A 20,792-nucleotide genomic window follows, 5' to 3' on the forward strand; every position below is an offset into this window, starting at 1 on the left:
GCAAGGGTGGATAACCCGGTCTTTCAGTTACTAGGCCGTTTGCGGTACATAGTCCCCGTCGCGCGTTGCCAAGGCCCAGATGATCCGGGCATTCTTGTTGGCTAGCGCCACGGCTGCTTTATTGAAACCGCGCCGTTCGATCAGGCGTTTGAGCCACAGGCTCAAGGGATCGCTTTTATCGCCGCAGTATTTCAGCACCGACCGTGCGCCGTGAATCAACGAGGTCCGCAACGACCGATTGCCGCGCTTACTGATGCCCAGCAAGACCTGTTTGTCCCCACTACTGTGTTGCCGGGGCACCACGCCCAAGCTGGCCGCGTAATCACGGCTCGAATGATAGTCCTTGCCGTCCCCGACATCGGCTGCCGCCAACACGGCGGTCAAAGGGCCGATACCCGGTATATCGACCAAGCGACGGCTTAAGGCATGTTGCTGACAGACCGCGCTAATTTCCCGTTCCAGTGCTTTGATTGCTTCGTCCAAGTCTTTCAGGGCCTGATACTGCGTGGCCACAAGCCGGCGGCTTAGCGCACTGAGCTGATTATCGCCATCCTCCAGTATCTCCGGTAGTTGTTTTCTGAGCTGATTTACGCCACGCGGCAACACCATGCCCCGTTCGGCCAAATGCCCACGTATTTGGTTGGCCAAGGCCGTTCGTTCGTCGACCCTGCCTCGGCGAATACCGTGTAACATCGTTAAATCTTGTTGCTCGATCGTTTTTACTGCCACGGTGCGTTTGTTCGGCTGACAGGCTGCGGTGAAAATCGCTTCGGCGTCATTGAAATCGTTTTTGTTGCCGACTCCGAAGGCCTTAACGAAGCGGGCGTTCAATAACACCACTTCGTGGCCCAAGGCTGCAAACTCCCGAGCCCAATGATGCGCTCCACCACACGCTTCCATCGCGATCAAGCTCACTGGCAGTTGTGCGATAAACGCCAACAACTCAGAACGCTTCAACTTCTTTTTCACGGCTTTGCCATCTTTCATCGAGAACAAATGAAATACTTGCTTTGCAATATCCAAACCCATTACGTTACGATTCATGACAGGCTCCTCTTTCTTCCGGTTAAATTAGTCGGTGTATTTTGACACCGTTTAGGGGAGAGGAGGAGTCCATATCATCATCGTAGATCGAAATTCGGCACCGGGGTGCCCGTCAAAGGACGCCGTAAAACCATCCATGTAGTCAAAGCCTTTGCCGAACAACCCGTTGTCTCCTTGGGCACTGCCGAAATTTGAAGTTCGAAAGGTATGCAATAAAAGCAGGATGATTTTAGGGTGGGCATCATCGCGATGTCGGTGATAATTATTACAGGAGGTGATAGATAATTTCGTTTATCTACATTGATATCAAGTTGCCGGAAACAGGGCCGATTTGACAACTGGAGTTTATACGGAGGTTATGCTCTATCTTGTTGATAGCATATGTTAATTAAAACGGATGTGCGTCAAACCCACTCTCTTAGTTTAGGTGGTATGATACGAACTGATAGCTCTATTTCCATTCTCGGACTAGCTCCCGGAACCCTATTAAAATGCTCATATTTTTTCAATTTCTCTCCCCACGCAAAGCGCAGACCTGGTGACGACATTATGCAAATCAACAGCGTAACGGAATTGCTGGCATACAGGGGCGATCTGGCCGGTCTGATCCGAAACCGGTTAGACCCGAAGTTATTTACCACAGATCACAACGAGCGCTGGAAAATGGTCTTTGATTTGGAAATGCATCTGGCTTTTTTGGGGGAAGCTGTTCGATGCAATACGCCCAGACTGTTCACTGAGTACGCTGATTGGACCTGTCATTTGCTGATGAATAGCGGCGGCCTATCCGACCAGTTTTATGGCTGCCTGCAAGCCATTAATGAGCAGATTGAGCAATCCGGCCAGGGTGAATGGAGAACGCTGGCTCAGGGGTATCTGAATGCGGCGATTAATCAACAGCCCCCCCTTTATTCCTATTCAGGGTCTTTCTTAACCCATGACAATCCTCATTTCAATCTTGCCAAAGGATTTCTGGATGACTGCATTGCTCTGAAAAGGAGAGCGGCTATGGAAAAGATTCAATCTGCCGTTGCAAGTGGCGTTCCGGTTATTGATGTCTATTTGAAAATCATTACCCCGGTGCTTCATGAATTGGGCAGATTATGGTACTTGAATCGAATTACTATAGGCCATGAACATTATTGCACCGCCGTTACCCAAATGGTCATTGCTCAATTGTCTCCTTTGATTTTTAACGACACGCCAAAAAAAGGACACCTGATAGCTCTTTGTGTAGCCGGTGAGCTACATGAAATTGGGGCGAGAATGTTGGCGGACATTTGTGAGATGAACGGATGGGATACCCTGTTTTTGGGTGCCGATGTACCAAAAGTATCTTTAATCGATATGTTGATCGAAAGCAATGCACAAGTCCTGGCGATTTCGGTGTCGCTGGCCTCCAATCTTGGCGCCGCGTTTGAAGTGATTGAAGCGGTCAGAAATTCGGTTGATTGTGCAGAGACTAAAATTATGGTTGGTGGTGCCGCGTTCAACATTGACAGCTCGCTTTGGCAAAAAGCCGGAGCCGATGGCTGGGCGCAGGACGGACCTAGTGCGCTAATTCTGGCAGATAAGTGGAGAGTCTGAAAATGGAAGAGCTTGAAAATGGAAGTCTTGGGTTTGCCCTTGTTTGTGATTTCGACGGGGTGATCAACGAAATCATCTGGGATGATTACGGTCTGGACAATGCAGTAGCGGGGCTGACTCATTTTGTCGCTTTATTTGATCCATGCTCCGAGCAAAAAGGCTTGGCCCTGTTTTTATATGTCAAAGAGCACGGTGTTGCCATGGGTTGGGAAATCAATATCCGTATCCATGATGAATTGCAGCTTTTTTGTTTTACTGCTGCGACGGTAGGCGACAAACTGATTATTGTTGGTTCGGCTGCCTTATTAGGCGTTTACCAGATTTGCGAAGGCATGAGCCACATGCTCAATGAACAGTTCAATAACTTCCGTTCGCTATACAAAGAATCCATTCACGCTGTACCTGGTCAACAGGAAGAGAAACCTGCAGAGCAGGATAAGTTGTCAAGGGAAATTATTACTGACATGCTGGAGCTCAACAACCGTTTGGTTAATGCTGAAAGGCAGCTGGCCAGAAAAACTGCCGAGCTTCGTCGAATGACTGCGGTGCTAAGCAAAGATCTGCATCTGGCTCACCGGGTGCTGCAATGTTCAGGTGAGGCCATCATAATCGCCGACAGAAACCGCAAGGTTTTGGAAGTAAATTCTTCTTTCATCGCTATCTCGGGCTTTTCAAAGCAAGAGGTTATCGGACAGCCTTTGTTGCTGGTTGAGCCGGGTTATCACGCCCCTGGTTTTGTTGATGAAATTTGGGACACGGTGCTCAGCCGGGGTGTTTGGCAAGGTGAATGTTTCGGTCGGAGAAAATGCGGTGATTTGTTCCCCAAATGGCAAGCAGTCAGTACTGTGTTTGAGGAAAATCAGGTTGTAAGTCATTTCGTCATTATTTTTTCAGATATCAGCCGTCTTAAACAGGCTGAAGAAAAATGGCAGCAGCTTGCTTTTTATGACGCTTTGACCGGTTTGCCCAACCGGGTGCTTTACCGTGACCGGCTGGCGCAGTCCCTCATTAAAGCCAAGCGCGAACACACTTCTCTTACCTTGTTATACCTGGATCTGGATGATTTCAAGCTGATCAATGACAGTCTGGGGCACGATGCGGGCGATAAGCTGCTCTGTGAAGCGGCCAAACGTATTGTCGAATCGGTCCGCGAATCCGACACGATTAGCCGACTGGGTGGAGACGAATTCAGCGCGATTGTCCATGGGTGTGAGGATGAAGATGCCATCAATCAGTTATGTAATAAAATCATTGCTGGATTAAATACCCCTTTTTTTATTAACGGTAACTGTATTCATATAGGGGTAAGTATTGGCGTCGCCCGTTATCCGGCCGACGGGGAGGATATTGATACCTTGACCAAAAATGCCGATGCAGCGATGTATGCCGTTAAAGCGAATGGCCGAAATAACAGCTTTCTCTTCAACAAAGCGTTGGGTGACAAAATATCCTTGCATCTCGATATAAAGTCCCAAATTTCTCGGGGCTTGCAAAAGAACGAGTTCTGCTTATATTTTCAGCCTGAAATAGATCTCGAATCAGGAAAAATTAAATCGCTGGAAGCCTTGGTCAGATGGCATCAGCCCGAGCGAGGCATTGTTTTGCCCGATGAATTCATTGGTATTGCTGAGGATACGGGGCTTATCATTGAACTTGGGGAATTCGTCATCCGAGAAGCGGTTCGGCTTATTGGTGTGCTTCAAAAAGAAGGATGGTCCGATATCCGTGTCGCAGTGAACGTTTCGCGCCGGCAATTGGTTTCGCCCCATTTTACGAAATTTATCGTCAATCAGCTTCAGCAAAATCAGGTCGAAGGCCACGCGCTGATCATAGAAATCACCGAAAGCATGGTCATCGGTAATTTGGAAAACGCTATCCGTGTGCTTAATGAGCTCAAAGGTTATGGTATTGATACAGCGATTGACGACTTTGGAACCGGATATTCCTCCTTGAATTATCTTAGGCGTCTGCCTGTTGAATTCATCAAAATTGATAAATCCTTTGTTGCTGATGCCGAAATTGTATCGGAAAGTAAAACGATCATTCGTGCCATTTCCGCCATGGCCAAAAGTTTAGGTCTAAAAACAATAGCTGAAGGGGTGGAGACTAAGGCACAGGAAGCGATGTTAAAAATGATAGGTTGCGAAATTGGCCAAGGTTATTTGTATGCCAAACCCCTGCGTTTTGATGATTTGCTGGCGTTTTTAAAGTCTCATTGAAGCAGTGTTTCTTTAAAAAAATCCATCTTCAGGCTTCATGAACAGGCTATAGCCAGCTAACCTGTAAGCTGTTTGGCTTAATTTTGAAAAATAATCCCCGGTTTATCTGGTTTTTCCTGAATCATCTTTTTTCATCAAAATGATCATGGAGAAATAATCAAACTATGAAATTGTTCGTTTTCCCCTTAATTTTGCTTGTTTTATTGGGGTGCGCCGTCAAAAACGTGGCTTCACATACCGTTGAGCCGGACGGGAAAGTGGTTTATGTGGTTGATCATGGCCTGCATGCCGGTATTGTTATCGATGCCAAGGTGGTCGCTGGTGTTATTGCCGGATTGCCTTTTAATGGCGAAGCTGTCCGTTTTATAGAATTCGGCTGGGGCGACCAGGCTTTTTATCAGGCAGAATCGTTTTCTTTATTTTTGGCTATCAAAGCCTTGTTATTACCGACTGACTCAGTCATGCATGTTGTCGGCCTTCCCTATGACCCCGGAATTTATTTTCGAAGCAGTGAGGTGCAGCGCATCCGGATTTCGCCCATGCGCCTTAATGCGATGTTAAATTATATAGACCGTTCTTTCACCCGAGATGGACAGGGCCAATTGATTGACTTGGGGCGGGGGCTTTATGGCGAAAGCCGGTTTTATGCCGCAAACGGCAATTACCATCTGTTTAATAACTGTAATACCTGGGTTATGTCGGTATTAATTCAAGCCGGCATGCCGGAGCCGATGATGGTAACGCTGGGTGCTAACAGTGTTATGCGGCAGGTCAGAGCCTATCAAAATCAGTCTGCTGAACCGGTCAAGTAAGGCCATCGACGTTCTCATTACTGCGCATGGGTGTGGTGGGTCGAATCTTGAGTTGATTATTTTTCCTTACAAATTTTGATCGGTAACCCTAAAATAGACCCAACTCAAATTAAGGACATTAGGATGAAAAATTTAACGTGTTTTAAAGCTTACGATATCAGAGGGCGCCTGGGCGATGAGTTGAATAAAGACATTGCCTACCGGATAGGCCGTGCAAGCGGCGAATATTTAAAAGCTAAAACGATGGTTGTAGGAGGTGACGTAAGATTAACCTCCGAATCTTTGAAAATTGCACTTGCCGAAGGACTGATGGATGCCGGTGTGAATGTTATTGATATCGGCATGACAGGCACTGAAGAAATTTATTTTGCCGCGCAATCAATGGCTGTTGACGGCGGTATTGAAGTGACAGCCAGTCACAATCCTATGGATTACAACGGCATGAAACTGGTCAGAGACCAGGCCAAGCCGATCAGCGGCGATACCGGTCTTCGGGAAATACAGCGGCTTGCAGAGGAAAACCAGTTTGGGCCGGTGATTAAAAAAGGAACCATGACCCGCGTTGCTCACCTGGAAGACTATATTGCGCATTTGATGACTTATATCAATATTGGCAATTTGAAACCTTTAAAACTGGTTGTTAATGCCGGAAACGGGGCTGCCGGGCATGTGATTGATGCCCTGGAGAAAAAATTTGCTGCACAGCATGCACCGGTTGAATTTATCAAAGTCCACCATGAGGCCGATGGCACCTTTCCCAACGGCATCCCCAATCCATTGCTTGCGGAATGCCGCTCCGATACGACACGAGCCGTTCTGGAGCATCATGCGGATATGGGGATTGCCTGGGACGGCGATTTCGATCGTTGCTTTTTATTTGATGAGAAAGGGCAGTTCATTGAAGGTTACTACATTGTCGGATTACTGGCCGAAGCATTTTTACAAAAAACACCGGGCGCAAAGATTATCCATGATCCGCGTTTAACCTGGAACACCATTGATGTGGTGTCCAAAGCGGGGGGCATTCCTGTGCAATCGAAAACCGGTCATGCGTTTATCAAAGAACGCATGCGGCTTGAAGATGCGGTTTATGGCGGGGAAATGAGTGCGCATCACTATTTCAGGGATTTTGCTTATTGCGATAGCGGAATGATTCCCTGGTTGCTGGTGGCTGAGTTGCTGTGTGTAAAAGGACTGCGTTTGTCAGAGGCTGTCGCTGAGAGAATTGAGGCCTATCCTTCATCGGGTGAAATCAATTCCAAACTGGCCGATCCGGAGGCCGCTATTCAAAAAGTGAGAGATTTTTACCAGAAGGATGCGTTAATTGTCGATGAAACCGATGGTGTCAGTATGGAATTTAAAGATTGGCGTTTCAATCTCAGATCGTCAAATACCGAGCCTGTGGTCAGGCTAAACGTGGAATCACGCCACAATACTGTTTTGATGGAGGAAAAAACCGGGGAATTATTAGCTCTGTTGCGCAGTTAGTATAAGTTGGTCCGTTAGTGTTATTAAGTGGAATATATTGATTTTTAATGGTTAATTTTGTACAAGAGCTTTTTTTAAGTGCGAGCTCCTAGAAAATTACCATTTTTATTAAGTTATATTTTGCGCAACAACCGTGTGTTGTGTATACTGCATGCAACAAAAGTATGCTTCTAGCCACATTTGCTTTTGAGCCATTCCGCTTATTTATTTCAGTTTTATAAACTACGAATGACAGACGTTAAATTATTGCCGTCTGGGTTTAGTGGATTAACACCTGATAGTAAGCAACATGGTTTTCACGTGTTTAATTTCCAATCTAAGGAGTTTTTTATGAAAAAGAAACAGATATTGGCCTTGGCCTTGTTGTCTGCTATCGGCTTAACGTCGGTTGCGCAGGCGGATGATCATACTACCGATGATCGCTGGTATGTGGCTCCCTTTGGAACCTTTATCAAATCAGGCGGCGATCGCAATGCGAAAGACGATTGGGGTGGCGGCATGGGCTTCGGTAAGATGCTCAATGAACACTTCAATGTTGAGCTGAAAGGTTTTTACCAAGGTTTTAACAGCCAATCAGGTGGACGTTGGGACCTGACCGGTGGTACAGCTGACCTTCAGTATTTCTTTTTCCGCGACAAATTTTCACCTTACGCTGTAATTGGCGCAGGTGGTATGAATACTTCATTTCGTGGTGAAAGCGGAGCCACTATCATCGGTGAAGCCGGTACAGGTTTCACTTACGAACTCCATGATAACTTTTTGTTACGCAGTGACGTTCGTTACCGTTACAACAACAACTTGAATTCTCATTTACAGGCAGGAACTGAAGAGTTTCATGATATGACTGTCAACGTGGGATTCGTTGTTCCTTTCGGTGAAAAACCACAAGCAGTAGCCAGCAATTATGAAGCCCCTGCTCCGATTCCTGTTGTTGATGATTGCTCTACTCGCGACTCTGATGCAGACGGCGTTAATGATTGTTTAGACAAATGCCCAGGCACAATGTCAGGCAGTAAAGTTGATTACCAAGGTTGCCCGGTTCAAATTGAATTGAAAGGTGTTAATTTCAAATATGATTCTGCTGAGTTGACACCCAATGCCGAAGCCATTCTTGACGGCGTGGCTTCACAATTGAAAGCCTACCCACAAGGTAAAGAAATAGAAGTTCAAGGTCATACCAGTAGTGAAGGCGGTTATAAGTATAACGTAAGATTATCTCAGCGCCGTTCACAATCGGTAGTGGATTATTTGAGATCTAAAGGCGTTACCGACAGCATGCATGCCAAAGGTTACGGCCCTGATCGTCCAGTTGCTGAAAACCAAACAGAAGCAGGACGTTCTTTGAATCGTCGTGTTGAATTGGTCTGGGTTGAATAAATCCTCTTTAGCCAAAGGATAAAAAAAACCCGCTTTATGCGGGTTTTTTTTTGCCGGGACAGGGCTTAAGCAGTAATTTTGAAGTCGCTAATAATTCCATTTTTATGTGATATCCTCATTATTTTATCTAACCGATCGAGGTTGATATGACAGAAGCCGCCATAACCGAGTCCGTTCAAAATTATTACGGACAGGTTCTTACCTCTTCAAAAGACTTAAAAACCAGTGCCTGCTGTACTCTGGATGCCGTTCCGCAGTACCTGCGGCCGTATCTTAAAGATATTCATCCAGAAGTGCTTGCCCGTTTCTATGGGTGTGGGTCACCGCTTCCTCCCAGTCTTGATGGCTGTACAGTATTGGATTTGGGTTGCGGTACAGGCCGCGACTGTTATTTGTTGTCTCGCTTGGTTGGAGAAACCGGCAAAGTCATCGGCGTGGATATGACGGAGGCCCAATTGGCCGTCGCCAGACAACATTGTGATTGGCACGCTCAGCAATACGGTTACGCTCAATCGAATGTTACGTTTATTGAGGGGCATATCGAGAACTTACAGGCATTGGGCATCGCAGATAATTCCATCGATGTGGTTGTGTCCAATTGTGTGATTAATTTATCTCCGAACAAAATGCGCGTACTGGCCGAAATCTTTCGGGTATTAAAACCTGGGGGCGAGCTTTATTTTTCTGACGTATATTCTGACAGACGCATTCCTGCTGCACTAAAAACGGATCCGGTTTTACTGGGTGAGTGCCTTGGAGGTGCCTTATATTGGGAAGATTTCAGACGAACTCTATTTGATCTGGGCTGTCCTGATGTTCGGGTTGTCAAAGAAAGCCCGATCACATTAGATGATGCTGAAGTAGCCGGTAAGATTGGAATGGTTACTTTTAGATCGGTTACGGTCAGAGCATTTAAAGTCGCACTTGAAGATCGCTGCGAAGATTATGGCCAGGTTGCCTGCTACAAAGGCAGCCTACCTGATCATCCTCATGCTTTCGATCTGGACGATCATCATCATTTTGAAACCGGCCGTCCTTTAAGGGTGTGCGGCAATACGGCCGATATGCTGAGCGCCAGCCGCTATGCCAGTCATTTTGATGTGTGGGGCGATAAAACGATTCACTTTGGGCTGTTTGATTGCGCACCGCCTAATAAAAGCCTCTCTTTAGAATCGGGCGCATCCTGTTGCTGATGCTTTAAAATTGCATGTGTTATCCGTGGTTCTCTTCGATTAGAAAGGAGAGAGCCGGGGCAAAAACCCTACAATACGGTTTAAACACAATCAGCATTCAATTTTATTTTGAACAGGCATGAACAGTCATTGTTAGCCATACAACCTGTTTGTTCAACGGGTTGTTCCAGAAGGGCCGTCATCAGAGTTCGATCGAACTCGCACAGCTCGGGATGTTGTAGAGCTAGATCATGATAAACGCAGTTAAACGCTTCGATTGCCGTTTCAGTATTAACGGGGCCTGTGCTCAAATCGGCGTGGTATCCTAAGGATTGCATGATTTCTACCAGAAGTTCGGTTCTTTCTGCTAGATTTTTTCCTAAAAATTGCGGCTTTAGCGTTTTTGCGAGTTTTTCCGCTATTCTTCGCATGAAGGCTCTGAACAATTCATCCTTCATTTCATCTTTCAGTTCCGCCAATAACAAGCTACAAAACCAGGCATATTGTTTAGGGAAATGATTAATGCCTTTTTCGGTTAATACGTAATTCCGGGAAGGTCTTCCACCGGTGCTGTTCAGCGTATCTTTTTTTACCAGTTGACTATTTTCAAGGCCGGTCAGGTGTTGTTTAACGGCGTTTCTGGATATTTCCAGGCGGGTTGCAATTTCCTCAATACTCAGACCTTTTCTTGAATTCAGCAGCAATTCTAATAGTTGATCCTGTCTTGATAGCATTTCCTGTGACATTGAATGCTCCTGTTTTCGATACGGTGATCATTGTAAATGGATTGTTTCAGTCAACTTCTAAAGTTAATATGAGGCGGCTTTGGCTCGAAGCTGGACTTTTTCAGATTAGCTTTACGAGTACGCAAGCATACTATAAACAAAAATAAGTACTTTTATAATATAAATATTGCATAAGTATAGTATCGAAGCTAAACTATTTTTCGAGCAACAAAGCTTAAACTAACAAAATTAATTATAACGAGAAGGTAGTGACCCATGAGCGAAGCAAAACCAACCCTTTATGAACAACTCGGTGGCGAAGCAGCAGTCAATGCAGCAGTCGATATTTTCTATCGCAAAGTTTTAAGCGATTTTCGAATCAATCGTTTTTTTGATAATTCGGATATAGAAAAACAAGCTGCAAAACAAAAAGCGTTTCTTACCATGGCTTTTGGCGGTCCCAATAACTATACCGGAACCGATATGCGAACTGCGCATGCACGGTTTGTCAAAATGGGCTTAAACGATTCCCACTTTGATGCAGTTATGGAGCATTTATCAGGCACGTTAAGAGAACTGAAAGTACCAGAGGAACTGGTAGGCCAGGTAGCGGCAATAGCTGAAAGCACCCGCGCTGACGTTTTAGGCAAATAATTCGGATAATCAGACATGATTTTTAGACACATCACGCTGGATGAACAGGTAACCGTTTGCCATGAAGGTGAAACAGTGCTGGACGCTATGTTACGTGAAGGTAGGGATGTGCCTTACAGTTGCCGTCAGGGGGCTTGTCAGTCTTGCATGATGCGTAGCCTGGAAGGAATGCCCCCGGAAGACTCACAAAAAGGATTAAAAAATGTTTTGTGCAAACAGGATTATTTTTTAGCGTGTCTGTGTTTTCCCAGCCAGGACATGGTTGTCGCTTTAAGTCATCAAGCTGATTTTTTTACCGAAGCAACCGTGGTCAGTAAAGTGTCACTTAATCAGGAAACGCTTTTACTGACCATTCAGTGCAAGGACGCACTGGATTATTATGCGGGACAATTTGTTAATCTGAAGCGTTCAGACGGCCTGATGCGCAGCTATTCAATTGCCAACAGTAAAGTTCACACGCATAAACTGACGTTTCATATTCGTCGTTTGGCCGGCGGCCGTTTCAGTGAGTGGGTGCATCAAGAACTTAACGTGGGTGACATCCTCTCTGTATCGGATCCACAGGGTCTTTGTTTTTATTTGCCCGATAACCAGGGGCAAAATATGTTGCTGATAGGCACGGGAAGTGGCTTGGCTCCTTTGGCAGGCATCATAGAAGAAGCTCTAGAACAAGGACATACGGGACAAATACATTTATATCACGGTAGCCGGGAAATGGATGGTTTGTATTGGATTGATGAAATGCAGGCATTGCAGCAACACTATGAAAATTTCCATTACACGCCTTGCGTATCGCGCGGTGACGCGCCGGACGGCGTTGCAACAGGCCGCGCCAACGATGTTGCTATGGCCACATTACCCGATTTGAAAGGCTGGCGAGTCTTTCTGTGCGGCCACCCGGATATGGTTAATCAAACTAAAACCCAGGCTTATCTTAACGGAGCCTCACTGAAAGATATTTACTCCGACGCATTTCATGTGGCCTCATCTTCCCTTGAATAAGGTTTATTACAGAATTTCTTCTTTATCCGCAGCTTTGTTGGTATTTTTATCAATGCCGACAAAAGCTGGGCCGCCTTGCAAGCTAACTACGTAAAAGTCGGTACGCGTTTTCATAAATTTATTAAAGCTCCTCAAATTTTCTATTGATAGCTAAGAAATAGATTGTCACAATCTCATTTTCGCTATACCCCAGGCTGGCTAGACACTCATATTTTGGCTCATATCTTACGGATAGAGTTGGCTTTTCAATTTCGACCCTATTAAACTTTGAGCCTTGTTTTGCCTGACCTGCTACTGAGTCTTGCTATACTTTTAACACTCACTGACATGAACGTCATCATCCCCTTTGCTTGTTTCACCAACCTATTCGGACGAAAAAAAGTCCCTGGTGGTATCCAATGATTTATGCACGATCAGGCAAGATCACGCGCCTATCGCAGGGGTGAAGATGGCTTGGGCGGTATTTCAGACGATCATCAAGTGCATCGGGTCAGAGGAGGCCGAAGCCCTCCGTCTGCCCACAGATCCGTGCATACGAGTCCGAACACGGCTCATCCCTTCTGTGTCAGGATGGCTTATCACCCCCAGTCAGAAGCATTCTCTCTTAGCGCGGCATATCAATACCCGACAGTACCCGTTTTTTTGCTGCGATGCACAATACCAGTCGCGATGAAATGACTTACTTCGATCTGCCCGGAAAAGGATAGCCGTCCGTGCCGGGTTTGCATGCGTTTCAAAAATGATGGCCAAGGCTTTAAAGCGCAATGCCCCTGAGCGTTGCCGCTGGTTTGAATTAGGTCCCAAAACGCCGGACAATCAAATGGCACATGAGCATGTCATAGCCAGAGCTTCATCAATTTTCGAACCTCGCCCGGAACTCAATCATTTCAACAATCTTTACTGTATCGTGGGCCGTAGATCGCTCACTCGCGATTTGTTCCTGGATAGACGCGCATTACTGCATTCCTCCGATCCGAATACCGATGTTCAAGGCGATATCCTGGTCAAGATAATGTCGGCAAGCATTCCGGTGTGCGGCAGCATCAATCTGGAATATTTGATTTCTCGTCTCGATAACTCAGTCTATGGCGCCGGTACCAAGCTTTCCCATAATGTCATCGGCTTGTTGGGCGTGACAAATGATGTCGTGGACGATTTGCGCGCACTAGTTAACCATCGCAAATGATAGAAGTGCATGAGCCTGTGCGTTTACTGATCGTTGTTGAGCAATCCCGTGAGGTGATCGATCGCACACTGGCAAATTTGGGTGAACTCAAGGAATGACTGGATAACGAATGGTTGCGCCTGGTTGCGTGTCATCCGGCCAATCGGGCACTGTTCCGTTATTCCTCTGAAGGCTGAGAGGCCATGGACCTCGAAGCGCAAAAATGGCGCTTTGTGCGTCCGTTTGGGTGTGCTCCTGTAACTGAGAACGACACCGATCTGGACGTATCATCTGCTAACCCGCTTTATAGTATTTGACATCGGCTTAATGACCGTCATTATTTCTGTACCGGGCTTACGCAGAAACCCGGCCTACCTTGTCACTGTGGTTATTTGTGAGCTTTTTGGGATTGGTAGGATTTCCTATATCACCGGCATTTTTGGGCGAAGACTTATTGTTGGCGCATGCAAGCAGTCATGATCTTTGGTTTGCTTTGCCTATCGCCATCGCGTTTGTAATTAACGGTATTACCGCCGCTCGGGTCTATCAAAGGTTATGTATGGGAAGGCCGGTTGAAGTGCTTGTAGAGGACTTAAGTTGTTGAAAAAGTGGCTTCTTTTTATTTTTAGAAAATTAACCATTTATTAACCTTCGCGGATTAAACTGCCTCCGAAACAACAGCCCCCTGTGTCAGGAGGCTGAATATGACGTTGGATCATTTCACAGCGAGGCCCCGGGAATGAAGATTCCGGCTATTGCGCTTGGTTATAATCATTTCTCTACCCCTTTTTTTTATTTTTAGGGTTATTTTAATTGTCCAGCACTATCCGGATCTTAATGGCTCATTTTTTAGTTTATCCAAAGCTTTTGTTTTCGGTCTCTTTTATGTTTTGTCATTTGTAAGCTATTTATTTATGGTTAAAACCCGAGTTAATCTAGCCTTTACCAGTCCCCAATTATCGCTGGACTCATCGCATGAGCCGTTATGACTAGAAGATTGAAATATGTAGAATTTACAGGCATTATCCAAGAAACTTCATAACTCAAGATGACATTCCTGAGTTGTCAATGAAAACCATGCTAATGCTAAAGTTTTAATCTTCCTTTTAAAGATTATGCATTGGTGATCTGCCATCGCTACTCAAAAAAAATTATGAATATATCAAATGATTTAGGCGTTATTACAGTCCTTCTGGAGCGTTTTGAAAAACAACGACTGCCCAGGATCCTCGGAATCAAAGTAAAAGTGGACAATCATCAATGTCTGGAAGAAATGGATATTAAATTTATGAAGGGTCTGATAGCTGATGCCCAAAATAATATGCCTGTTTTTCAACGGCACCCGGAATTCCAGGAGTTAACAGGACAAATAACTTTCCTTTACCATTCGATTACTGAAAAAGCCTTGCAAAACCAGAGGATCAAAGCAGGTCGTTAATGATCAGTGCACTTTATTAGTTCGCACGGCTTGCCCGGTTCATGACCGCAGAAGATTGAGAATGATTAAACCCGAACAAAATTGAGAAACAGTTGATTCTTCTACTGGGAGCTTGTCCAAAAATTAAAAACCTAAAAAATCAGGCACAATATGCAGGTTTTTTTGCTTAATTCTGCGCACTATAATTTGAGCTCGAATTTTTGAAACTCGTACTTTCGGACAGTCCCTTTGGAGTGGTTGTCGGAAAACATACATCATCCTCCTGCCGATAGCCTCGCCAAATACAACCCGAACTTTTTTGTATGTTTTGTCCGATCGTTCGGTCAGAAAGCAGATTGTCATCGAAGGAAATGGCTTTTGCGCGCCAGAAATCAGTCAGCTTTAATGAGTGCCAAGTACTATCAGGAAAAATTCAGTTTGATTTAAGGTGGGCTTTCTACGATGGCTCATCCTCGCCTCCATCAAAATACCAGTCAATTTGTTTTGATACAGCTAATAAAATTGTAAATCTGAATAAAAAATGATGAATTCAAAGAGTGATAAAAATTGGTTTTTTTGGTTAAGCAGACTATGAAGTTATCAGTTGTGATACCAGTCTTTAATGAGGCCGAAAATATAGTGCCGTTGCTGTTGGAAATTCAAAGCGCTTTAGCGTCTGTAACAGCGTATGAGATTATCTATGTTGACGATGGCAGCGATGATGCCACGCCGACCATTCTTCAAGATGCGATGCCAAAAGTCCCCGCTTTAAGAGTGATCAGACATGCGCATAGCTGTGGTCAAAGCCGGGCATTGCATACCGGCGTTAGTGCGGCAAAATACCCCTGGATTGCAACCCTGGACGGTGACGGTCAGAATGATCCTGCGGATATCATGCATTTGTGTGAGGTTTTTACTCAGCAAGCTCAAATAGACCCGCATTTATGGATGATTGCCGGTTGGCGCAAGCAACGCCATGACTCGGCATGGCGGAAGATTTCATCAAAATTGGCCAATTTCATCCGGGGAAATTTGCTGGGTGATAATACCCCGGATACCGGATGCGGTTTGAAACTGTTCCTACGCGATCAATTTTTAATGCTGCCTTATTTTGATCATATGCATCGTTTTTTGCCCGCACTGATTTTAAGAGCCGGTGGACGGGTTTACTCCGAACCGGTCAATCACAGGCCAAGAATCAATGGTCATTCCAAGTACGGCACTTTGGACAGATTAGCCGCAGGAATCATTGATCTGATGGGGGTGTTATGGCTAAAAAAACGCAGTCGCCCGGTATTGGTACTGGAGGTTCAAAGTGAATAATGAGTCTTATTGGTTAGTGGTCGGTTTTCTGGGACAGGGCTTGTTTTCCGCCCGGTTTGTGGTGCAGTGGATCAAAAGTGAACGGGAGAAAAAAAGCGTATTTCCTGTCGCCTTCTGGTACTTCAGTATTGGCGGAGGACTCACGCTGCTTGTTTATGCCATTCATAAACAAGATCCTGTGTTTATAATTGGTCAGGCCAGCGGCTTGTTTATTTATTTACGTAATTTATATTTTGTCGTTTACGAAAAGAATGCCGCATTGCAAACTTGATTTTTCACGGACCGGCAAATCTGTCAAGTAGTTACAATTGTGTTTTTACTGCCATGAGCCTTTCTTTAAGGCCATGTTTTGGTAAATAGTTGGCGTCACCCCGGCACTGTTGCCGGGGTCCAGAAGCGATGGATGGCGTTGAATTTCACATCCTTGTGATCTGGATTTGCTTACGCGGTCTAACGAATCCGGCAATCCATGCCGGAATGACGGCTTTAATGTCATTTCAACTACTAACGCGAACATAGCCTTCTTTAATCCACAACCCTGCCAATCAAAACTTACCCTGGTAATCAAACCGTTATTGGATTTTATCGAACCACTTTACACGGACCCTTCGACAAGCTCAGGGCTAACGGATCACCTTTATTACCCGACAAATAAGCATGAATGAGGATCAGGATAAGCTATTCGTTTTATATTAGCGCTTGAATCAGTGAGTTGCTCTTGTTAAGTTTCCAACTTCTGCTTTTTCACAATTCCCCTAGCCTTCTTCTTTTGAGGTTGTCTCGTGCGCTTAAAACTCTCTAACCCGATTTGGCTGGTGCTTCTGTGGACCGGCTTGATATCGGTGTCATTGATAAACCGGCCTTTATTTCCTATCGATGAAACCCGTTATCTGGCTGTGGCTTGGGAAATGTGGAGTCGAAATGATTTTTTGGTGCCCTATATCAATGGGCAACCCTATAGTCATAAGCCGCCATTTCTGTTTTGGTTAATGCAGTTGAGCTGGGGTGTATTTGGCGTCAATGAATGGACGCCTCGCTTGATTGCTCCTGCGTTTGCGCTGGCTACGGTTTTCCTGAGCGCGCCTTTCGCACGGCTACTTTGGCCGAAACGTCCGGCAATTGGCGATTCTGTCCCGTTTATATTACTGGGTTTTTGGCTATGGATTATATTCAGCACCTTAACCCTGTTCGATATGCTGCTGAGCTTCTTTGTTCTGCTGGGCCTTTACAGTCTGGTTAAGGCTAGCCTTACCCACTCAGGATTCAAGTATTGGCTGCTGTTGGGATTGGCTGTTGGCGGAGGAATCCTGACGAAAGGCCCTGTGATTCTGATCCATTGTTTGCCGGTCGCCTTATTGGCGCCCTGGTGGACACGAGACACCGAAGCCAACGCCATCAACTGGCGGAGTTGGTATCTTGGGGTTTTGCTGGGCTTATTGACCGGCGTGTTAATAGCCTTATCGTGGGCAATACCGGCCGGGTTCTCAGGGGGCGAGGCTTATCAAAAAGCTATTTTTCTGGGCCAAACAACCGGACGACTGGTCAATTCATTTGCGCATGCCAAACCGTGGTGGTGGTATCTTGTATTTTCGCCGCTTTTTTTATTGCCTTGGCTGTTGTGGCGTCCATTTTGGGCAGGATTGACTACACTGAAACTGAACGAAAAAGGCATGCGATTGTGTATCGCCTGGTTTTTACCAGTATTCATCGCATTTTCTTTTGTCAGCGGTAAACAGTTACATTATTTATTACCCGAAATACCGGCATTGGCGTTGCTGATTGCCCGTTCAGCGGATGGCGCGTCATTGACAAAAGGCCAGCAATTCCATCATTTATTAACAGGCATGGCCCTCTTGGTGGGTTTGATTGCCGTAGGTTTGTCCAGAGTCAGTGAAACGCTATCATGGCCGGAAACAGCTGAATCGCTGTTGTTCAATTGGGGTAGCTTATTACTGATAAGTGGGGTTGTCTTAAGGTTCATTGCTGTTCAGTCGCTCAAGCATTCGGCGCTTTTGATCTGCCTGACATCGATACTTTTGTTATCCGTGACGTCATCCGCTTACTTTTCGCTAGAACATCAGCGCTATGATCTTGAACAACCGTCCAAAACTGTTGCCAACTTGCTAGCAGAAGGTAAGCCCATCGTTCACTATAAAAAATACCATGGAGAATACAACTTTTATGGGCGGTTACCACATGGCTTGCCGGTAGTACCTGATGCGTTGAAATGGTCAAGGCAGCATCCGGAGGGCTATATCATTATCGCTTACAAACCAAAAAAGCACGTTCACAGAGAAGGCATCGTTTTTAAGCATGCTTTTAAAAATAAAACAAAAGCGATTATTTCAGCCGATTTTTTACTCAAGGATCCTGAATTACAAGCGTTATTAAACCAATAACTTTTATAAACTTGAAAAAGTGTAATTATTCAGCATAAGTTGGATTGTATGCTTTTCGCAACTCAACAATTAACACCATGGTCTTGAAATGTTGGGTTGGCTATCGCCAGCCGCAACCTACACGTTAATGAATAGTTACGAAAAAGTTACCGTGAAAGTACACGAACCGAAGAGGGAGCGGTTGCTCGATCGACAGGTGTCGGCGGCAGGGAGCCGCCGTCAAGCCTACATGGACGTATTCACGGCGTCCTGTCGGGCGAGTGACCGCTCTATCTCCTTAACACCTAGTACTTTCATTTGACGGGGCGAATGCAGGACTTTCATGAACGGTTAGACGGCAATCTTCCTATAAAATCAGTTAATGGTTAAAAACCTTTCTTGCCGGGTTCAAATCGAACTGGACCGTAACTGCAAAACGGCTTGAACGCTAAAGCCGCCCAACTCTTCAGAATGGCTGAAAGTTAATGCGCCGTCATATTGATCTGTGATTGCCTGGGCAATTGACAATCCCAGTCCCTGTCCATCGATGCGCTCATCCAGGCGGATTCCTCGTTGCGATAATGCCGGCAAGGCGGAATCCGGGGCACCGTTACCATCATCCTCGACAACGATACGAAGCTGATCATCGGCATGAAAGCGAATGACTACTCGATGTTTACACCATTTACACGCGTTATCCATCAGATTACCGGTCAATTCCAGCATGTCTTCCCGGTCAATCATTAAGCTTTTGACACCATTGAATTCTGCGTGAATTGACAGCTGTTTATCGTGGTAAATCCGGCTCATCGCGTGGATCAAGTCCTTTATTTCCTGCTCCACATTAAAGCTGGTGTAGACCGAGCCAGGTCCTGCCAAACGCACTCGTTTTAATACACGATCGATGATGCGCTGCAGATTCGTGGTCTGTAGGATCAACTGAGCTTGTAGGTCTGTATGGTGCTTTAACTCATCTTCATGAGCCAGTTGCTGCAACACCGTTAAAGGAGTTTTCAACGCATGCGCCAAATCACCTAATGAATTACGCTTCCTTTGCAAGCGTTGCTCCATGATTCTGAGCAAATCATTAACTTCGTTGACCAGGCCGGCAACCTCTTTAGGCACATTCGTATCGAGTTGATGAAGCGCACCATGTTCCAATGCCTGCAATTGATGCTGAATTTTTTTCAACGGCTTGAAGCCGGCCCGAAGAATGATGATTTGGATTGCGATCAAGGCCGTTAATAAAGCGAGGGCCATCTCGGTATAACCCTGTTGAACATAGTCAATCATGCCAAGCGCCTTTGAAAAATCCTCGGCAACCGCTACGGTAACGGGAATCCCATTAAGTAAAAAAGCCTGCGCCATAATCAATAAGGGCTGTCCATTAGGCCCTGGGTTAGAAATTCGTAAAGTCTGCCCGGGAGACAGGGGGGGAACGGCAAAACTTTGATCCGCCAAAGAGTCTGATTTGATGACACCTGAGGAGGTAATCACCAGATAATAATTACCCGACAACGGCCGTTTATAGACCGGCTCTATAGAAGCGGCATCGACGATAATCTGCTGATCGGCCGCGATTGATAAAGCCTCCATGATGCTCTCGCCGTCATGGCTCAGATGCCCGGCCAAATATTCTTCGGCCAACCGTTGCAATGTCGAACCGGTCATCGACCACAGAATCGTAAAGGAAACAATCAGGCTCAATAACAAGCCTATACTGAGCTGTAACTGCAAAGACTTCATGGGTCAACATCCTTAAAAACATACCCTTGCCCTCTGCGGGTCTCAAAACGCTCCTTGCCCAGTAAGCGCCGCAAATGATTGACATAGACTTCAATCACATTACTGTTTTTATCCGAATCCAGATCGTAGACCAGATCGGTCAATGCGGATTTGCTTAGCACCCGACCAGGGTTAAGCAAAAAACAACGCAGCAAGCGAAACTCTGTGCCGGTTAATTCATGCGTCAAGCCAGTTTCCGTAGTCACTTGCTGACGCGCTTCATCCAACGTCAATCCCCCCACTTTTAGCAGCCCTGAAGGTTGACGATTAACTCTGTGAATCAGGGCATTGATGCGGGCTATTAATTCTTCAATATGAAATGGTTTTCCCAGATAATCATCGGCACCGGCTTTAAACCCGTCCACTTTTTCATACCAGGCATCCCGTGCAGTCAGAACCAGCACGGGTAAGGCGTTGGAACAGGACCGCCAGTGGGTCAAAACCTCCAGGCCGCTGCGTAAAGGCAGGCCCAAATCGAGAATGGCTGCGCTGTAAATGCCCTCATTACCCAAAAACTCGCCCTCAACGCCATCATAGGCAACATCGACGGCAAAGCCTGCTTTTTCCAAAGCCTTTTTTAATGACTTAACCAAATCCTTATCGTCTTCTACCAAAAGTAATCGCATGAAAGCTAATCCTGATTG

The 20,792-nt window shown here is 45.7% G+C and carries 20 protein-coding genes; 16 read left to right on the top strand and 4 right to left on the bottom strand.

Going from position 1 to position 20,792, the window contains the following annotated elements:
* Positions 1 to 30: 30 nt before the first annotated feature.
* A complete protein-coding gene (locus GO003_RS18215) occupies positions 31 to 1,044 on the bottom strand; it encodes an IS110 family RNA-guided transposase (RefSeq protein ID WP_159658909.1) in 1,014 nt (337 codons plus the stop codon).
* A gap of 549 nt (positions 1,045 to 1,593) precedes the next feature.
* Between GO003_RS18215 and GO003_RS18220 the strand changes: the two genes are divergently transcribed.
* From GO003_RS18220 to GO003_RS18245, 6 genes are all read left to right on the top strand, one after another.
* Positions 1,594 to 2,631, top strand: a complete 1,038-nt coding sequence (locus tag GO003_RS18220) for a cobalamin B12-binding domain-containing protein (RefSeq protein WP_159658297.1) — start codon at positions 1,594 to 1,596, stop codon at positions 2,629 to 2,631.
* A 2-nt stretch (positions 2,632 to 2,633) separates the two neighbouring features.
* Positions 2,634 to 4,850, top strand: coding sequence for a putative bifunctional diguanylate cyclase/phosphodiesterase (locus GO003_RS18225; RefSeq protein WP_159658298.1), 2,217 nt, complete (start codon positions 2,634 to 2,636; stop codon positions 4,848 to 4,850).
* Between the two features lie 164 nt (positions 4,851 to 5,014).
* Positions 5,015 to 5,662, top strand: a complete 648-nt coding sequence (locus GO003_RS18230; protein ID WP_159658299.1) for a DUF2459 domain-containing protein — start codon at positions 5,015 to 5,017, stop codon at positions 5,660 to 5,662.
* A gap of 123 nt (positions 5,663 to 5,785) precedes the next feature.
* Positions 5,786 to 7,150 (top strand): phosphomannomutase CpsG, encoded by a 1,365-nt coding sequence (cpsG, locus tag GO003_RS18235; protein ID WP_159658300.1) that lies wholly within the window; start codon positions 5,786 to 5,788, stop codon positions 7,148 to 7,150.
* 330 nt (positions 7,151 to 7,480) lie between these two features.
* The gene (locus tag GO003_RS18240; RefSeq protein ID WP_159658301.1) at positions 7,481 to 8,527 is read left to right on the top strand and encodes an OmpA family protein; all 1,047 of its coding nucleotides are present in this window, start codon (positions 7,481 to 7,483) and stop codon (positions 8,525 to 8,527) included.
* 146 nt (positions 8,528 to 8,673) lie between these two features.
* Positions 8,674 to 9,720: a methyltransferase domain-containing protein gene (locus GO003_RS18245; protein ID WP_159658302.1), complete on the top strand. Its 1,047-nt coding sequence runs from the start codon at positions 8,674 to 8,676 to the stop codon at positions 9,718 to 9,720.
* 80 nt (positions 9,721 to 9,800) lie between these two features.
* Here GO003_RS18245 and GO003_RS18250 read toward each other — a convergent pair whose 3' ends face one another.
* Complete coding sequence (locus tag GO003_RS18250) at positions 9,801 to 10,445, bottom strand: helix-turn-helix transcriptional regulator (RefSeq protein WP_159658303.1); 645 nt, start codon at positions 10,443 to 10,445, stop codon at positions 9,801 to 9,803.
* 255 nt (positions 10,446 to 10,700) lie between these two features.
* Here GO003_RS18250 and GO003_RS18255 point away from each other — a divergent pair, with 255 nt between their 5' ends.
* The 10 genes from GO003_RS18255 (at position 10,701) to GO003_RS18290 (ending at position 18,384) form a co-directional block, all read left to right on the top strand.
* Positions 10,701 to 11,078 (top strand): group I truncated hemoglobin, encoded by a 378-nt coding sequence (locus tag GO003_RS18255; RefSeq protein WP_159658304.1) that lies wholly within the window; start codon positions 10,701 to 10,703, stop codon positions 11,076 to 11,078.
* Positions 11,079 to 11,093: 15 nt separating this feature from the next.
* Positions 11,094 to 12,080, top strand: coding sequence for a 2Fe-2S iron-sulfur cluster-binding protein (locus GO003_RS18260; RefSeq protein WP_159658305.1), 987 nt, complete (start codon positions 11,094 to 11,096; stop codon positions 12,078 to 12,080).
* A gap of 620 nt (positions 12,081 to 12,700) precedes the next feature.
* Positions 12,701 to 12,787 (top strand): hypothetical protein, encoded by an 87-nt coding sequence (locus GO003_RS26240; protein ID WP_331001668.1) that lies wholly within the window; start codon positions 12,701 to 12,703, stop codon positions 12,785 to 12,787.
* A gap of 32 nt (positions 12,788 to 12,819) precedes the next feature.
* A complete protein-coding gene (locus GO003_RS18265) occupies positions 12,820 to 13,266 on the top strand; it encodes a putative inorganic carbon transporter subunit DabA (RefSeq protein WP_269144423.1) in 447 nt (148 codons plus the stop codon).
* Positions 13,263 to 13,364 carry a hypothetical protein gene (locus GO003_RS26420; RefSeq protein ID WP_331001644.1) on the top strand — a complete coding sequence of 34 codons (102 nt, stop codon included), beginning with the start codon at positions 13,263 to 13,265 and terminating at the stop codon, positions 13,362 to 13,364. Before GO003_RS18265 ends, GO003_RS26420 begins: the two co-directional genes overlap by 4 nt.
* A gap of 224 nt (positions 13,365 to 13,588) precedes the next feature.
* Positions 13,589 to 13,849 (top strand): proton-conducting transporter transmembrane domain-containing protein, encoded by a 261-nt coding sequence (locus tag GO003_RS18270; RefSeq protein WP_159658324.1) that lies wholly within the window; start codon positions 13,589 to 13,591, stop codon positions 13,847 to 13,849.
* A gap of 549 nt (positions 13,850 to 14,398) precedes the next feature.
* Positions 14,399 to 14,683, top strand: coding sequence for a hypothetical protein (locus tag GO003_RS18275; RefSeq protein ID WP_159658306.1), 285 nt, complete (start codon positions 14,399 to 14,401; stop codon positions 14,681 to 14,683).
* A 570-nt stretch (positions 14,684 to 15,253) separates the two neighbouring features.
* Positions 15,254 to 15,985, top strand: coding sequence for a glycosyltransferase family 2 protein (locus GO003_RS18280; protein WP_159658307.1), 732 nt, complete (start codon positions 15,254 to 15,256; stop codon positions 15,983 to 15,985).
* Positions 15,978 to 16,256 carry a lipid-A-disaccharide synthase N-terminal domain-containing protein gene (locus GO003_RS18285; RefSeq protein ID WP_159658308.1) on the top strand — a complete coding sequence of 93 codons (279 nt, stop codon included), beginning with the start codon at positions 15,978 to 15,980 and terminating at the stop codon, positions 16,254 to 16,256. The genes GO003_RS18280 and GO003_RS18285 overlap by 8 nt, the downstream gene beginning before the upstream one ends.
* Before the next feature lie 511 nt (positions 16,257 to 16,767).
* Positions 16,768 to 18,384: an ArnT family glycosyltransferase gene (locus tag GO003_RS18290; protein WP_159658309.1), complete on the top strand. Its 1,617-nt coding sequence runs from the start codon at positions 16,768 to 16,770 to the stop codon at positions 18,382 to 18,384.
* A gap of 387 nt (positions 18,385 to 18,771) precedes the next feature.
* Here GO003_RS18290 and GO003_RS18295 read toward each other — a convergent pair whose 3' ends face one another.
* Both GO003_RS18295 and GO003_RS18300 read right to left on the bottom strand, forming a co-directional pair.
* A complete protein-coding gene (locus tag GO003_RS18295; RefSeq protein ID WP_159658310.1) occupies positions 18,772 to 20,109 on the bottom strand; it encodes an ATP-binding protein in 1,338 nt (445 codons plus the stop codon).
* Complete coding sequence (locus GO003_RS18300; protein ID WP_159658311.1) at positions 20,106 to 20,774, bottom strand: response regulator transcription factor; 669 nt, start codon at positions 20,772 to 20,774, stop codon at positions 20,106 to 20,108. Before GO003_RS18300 ends, GO003_RS18295 begins: the two co-directional genes overlap by 4 nt.
* Positions 20,775 to 20,792: the final 18 nt, after the last annotated feature.

The sequence above is a fragment of the Methylicorpusculum oleiharenae genome (assembly GCF_009828925.2).
Classification (GTDB): domain Bacteria; phylum Pseudomonadota; class Gammaproteobacteria; order Methylococcales; family Methylomonadaceae; genus Methylicorpusculum; species Methylicorpusculum oleiharenae.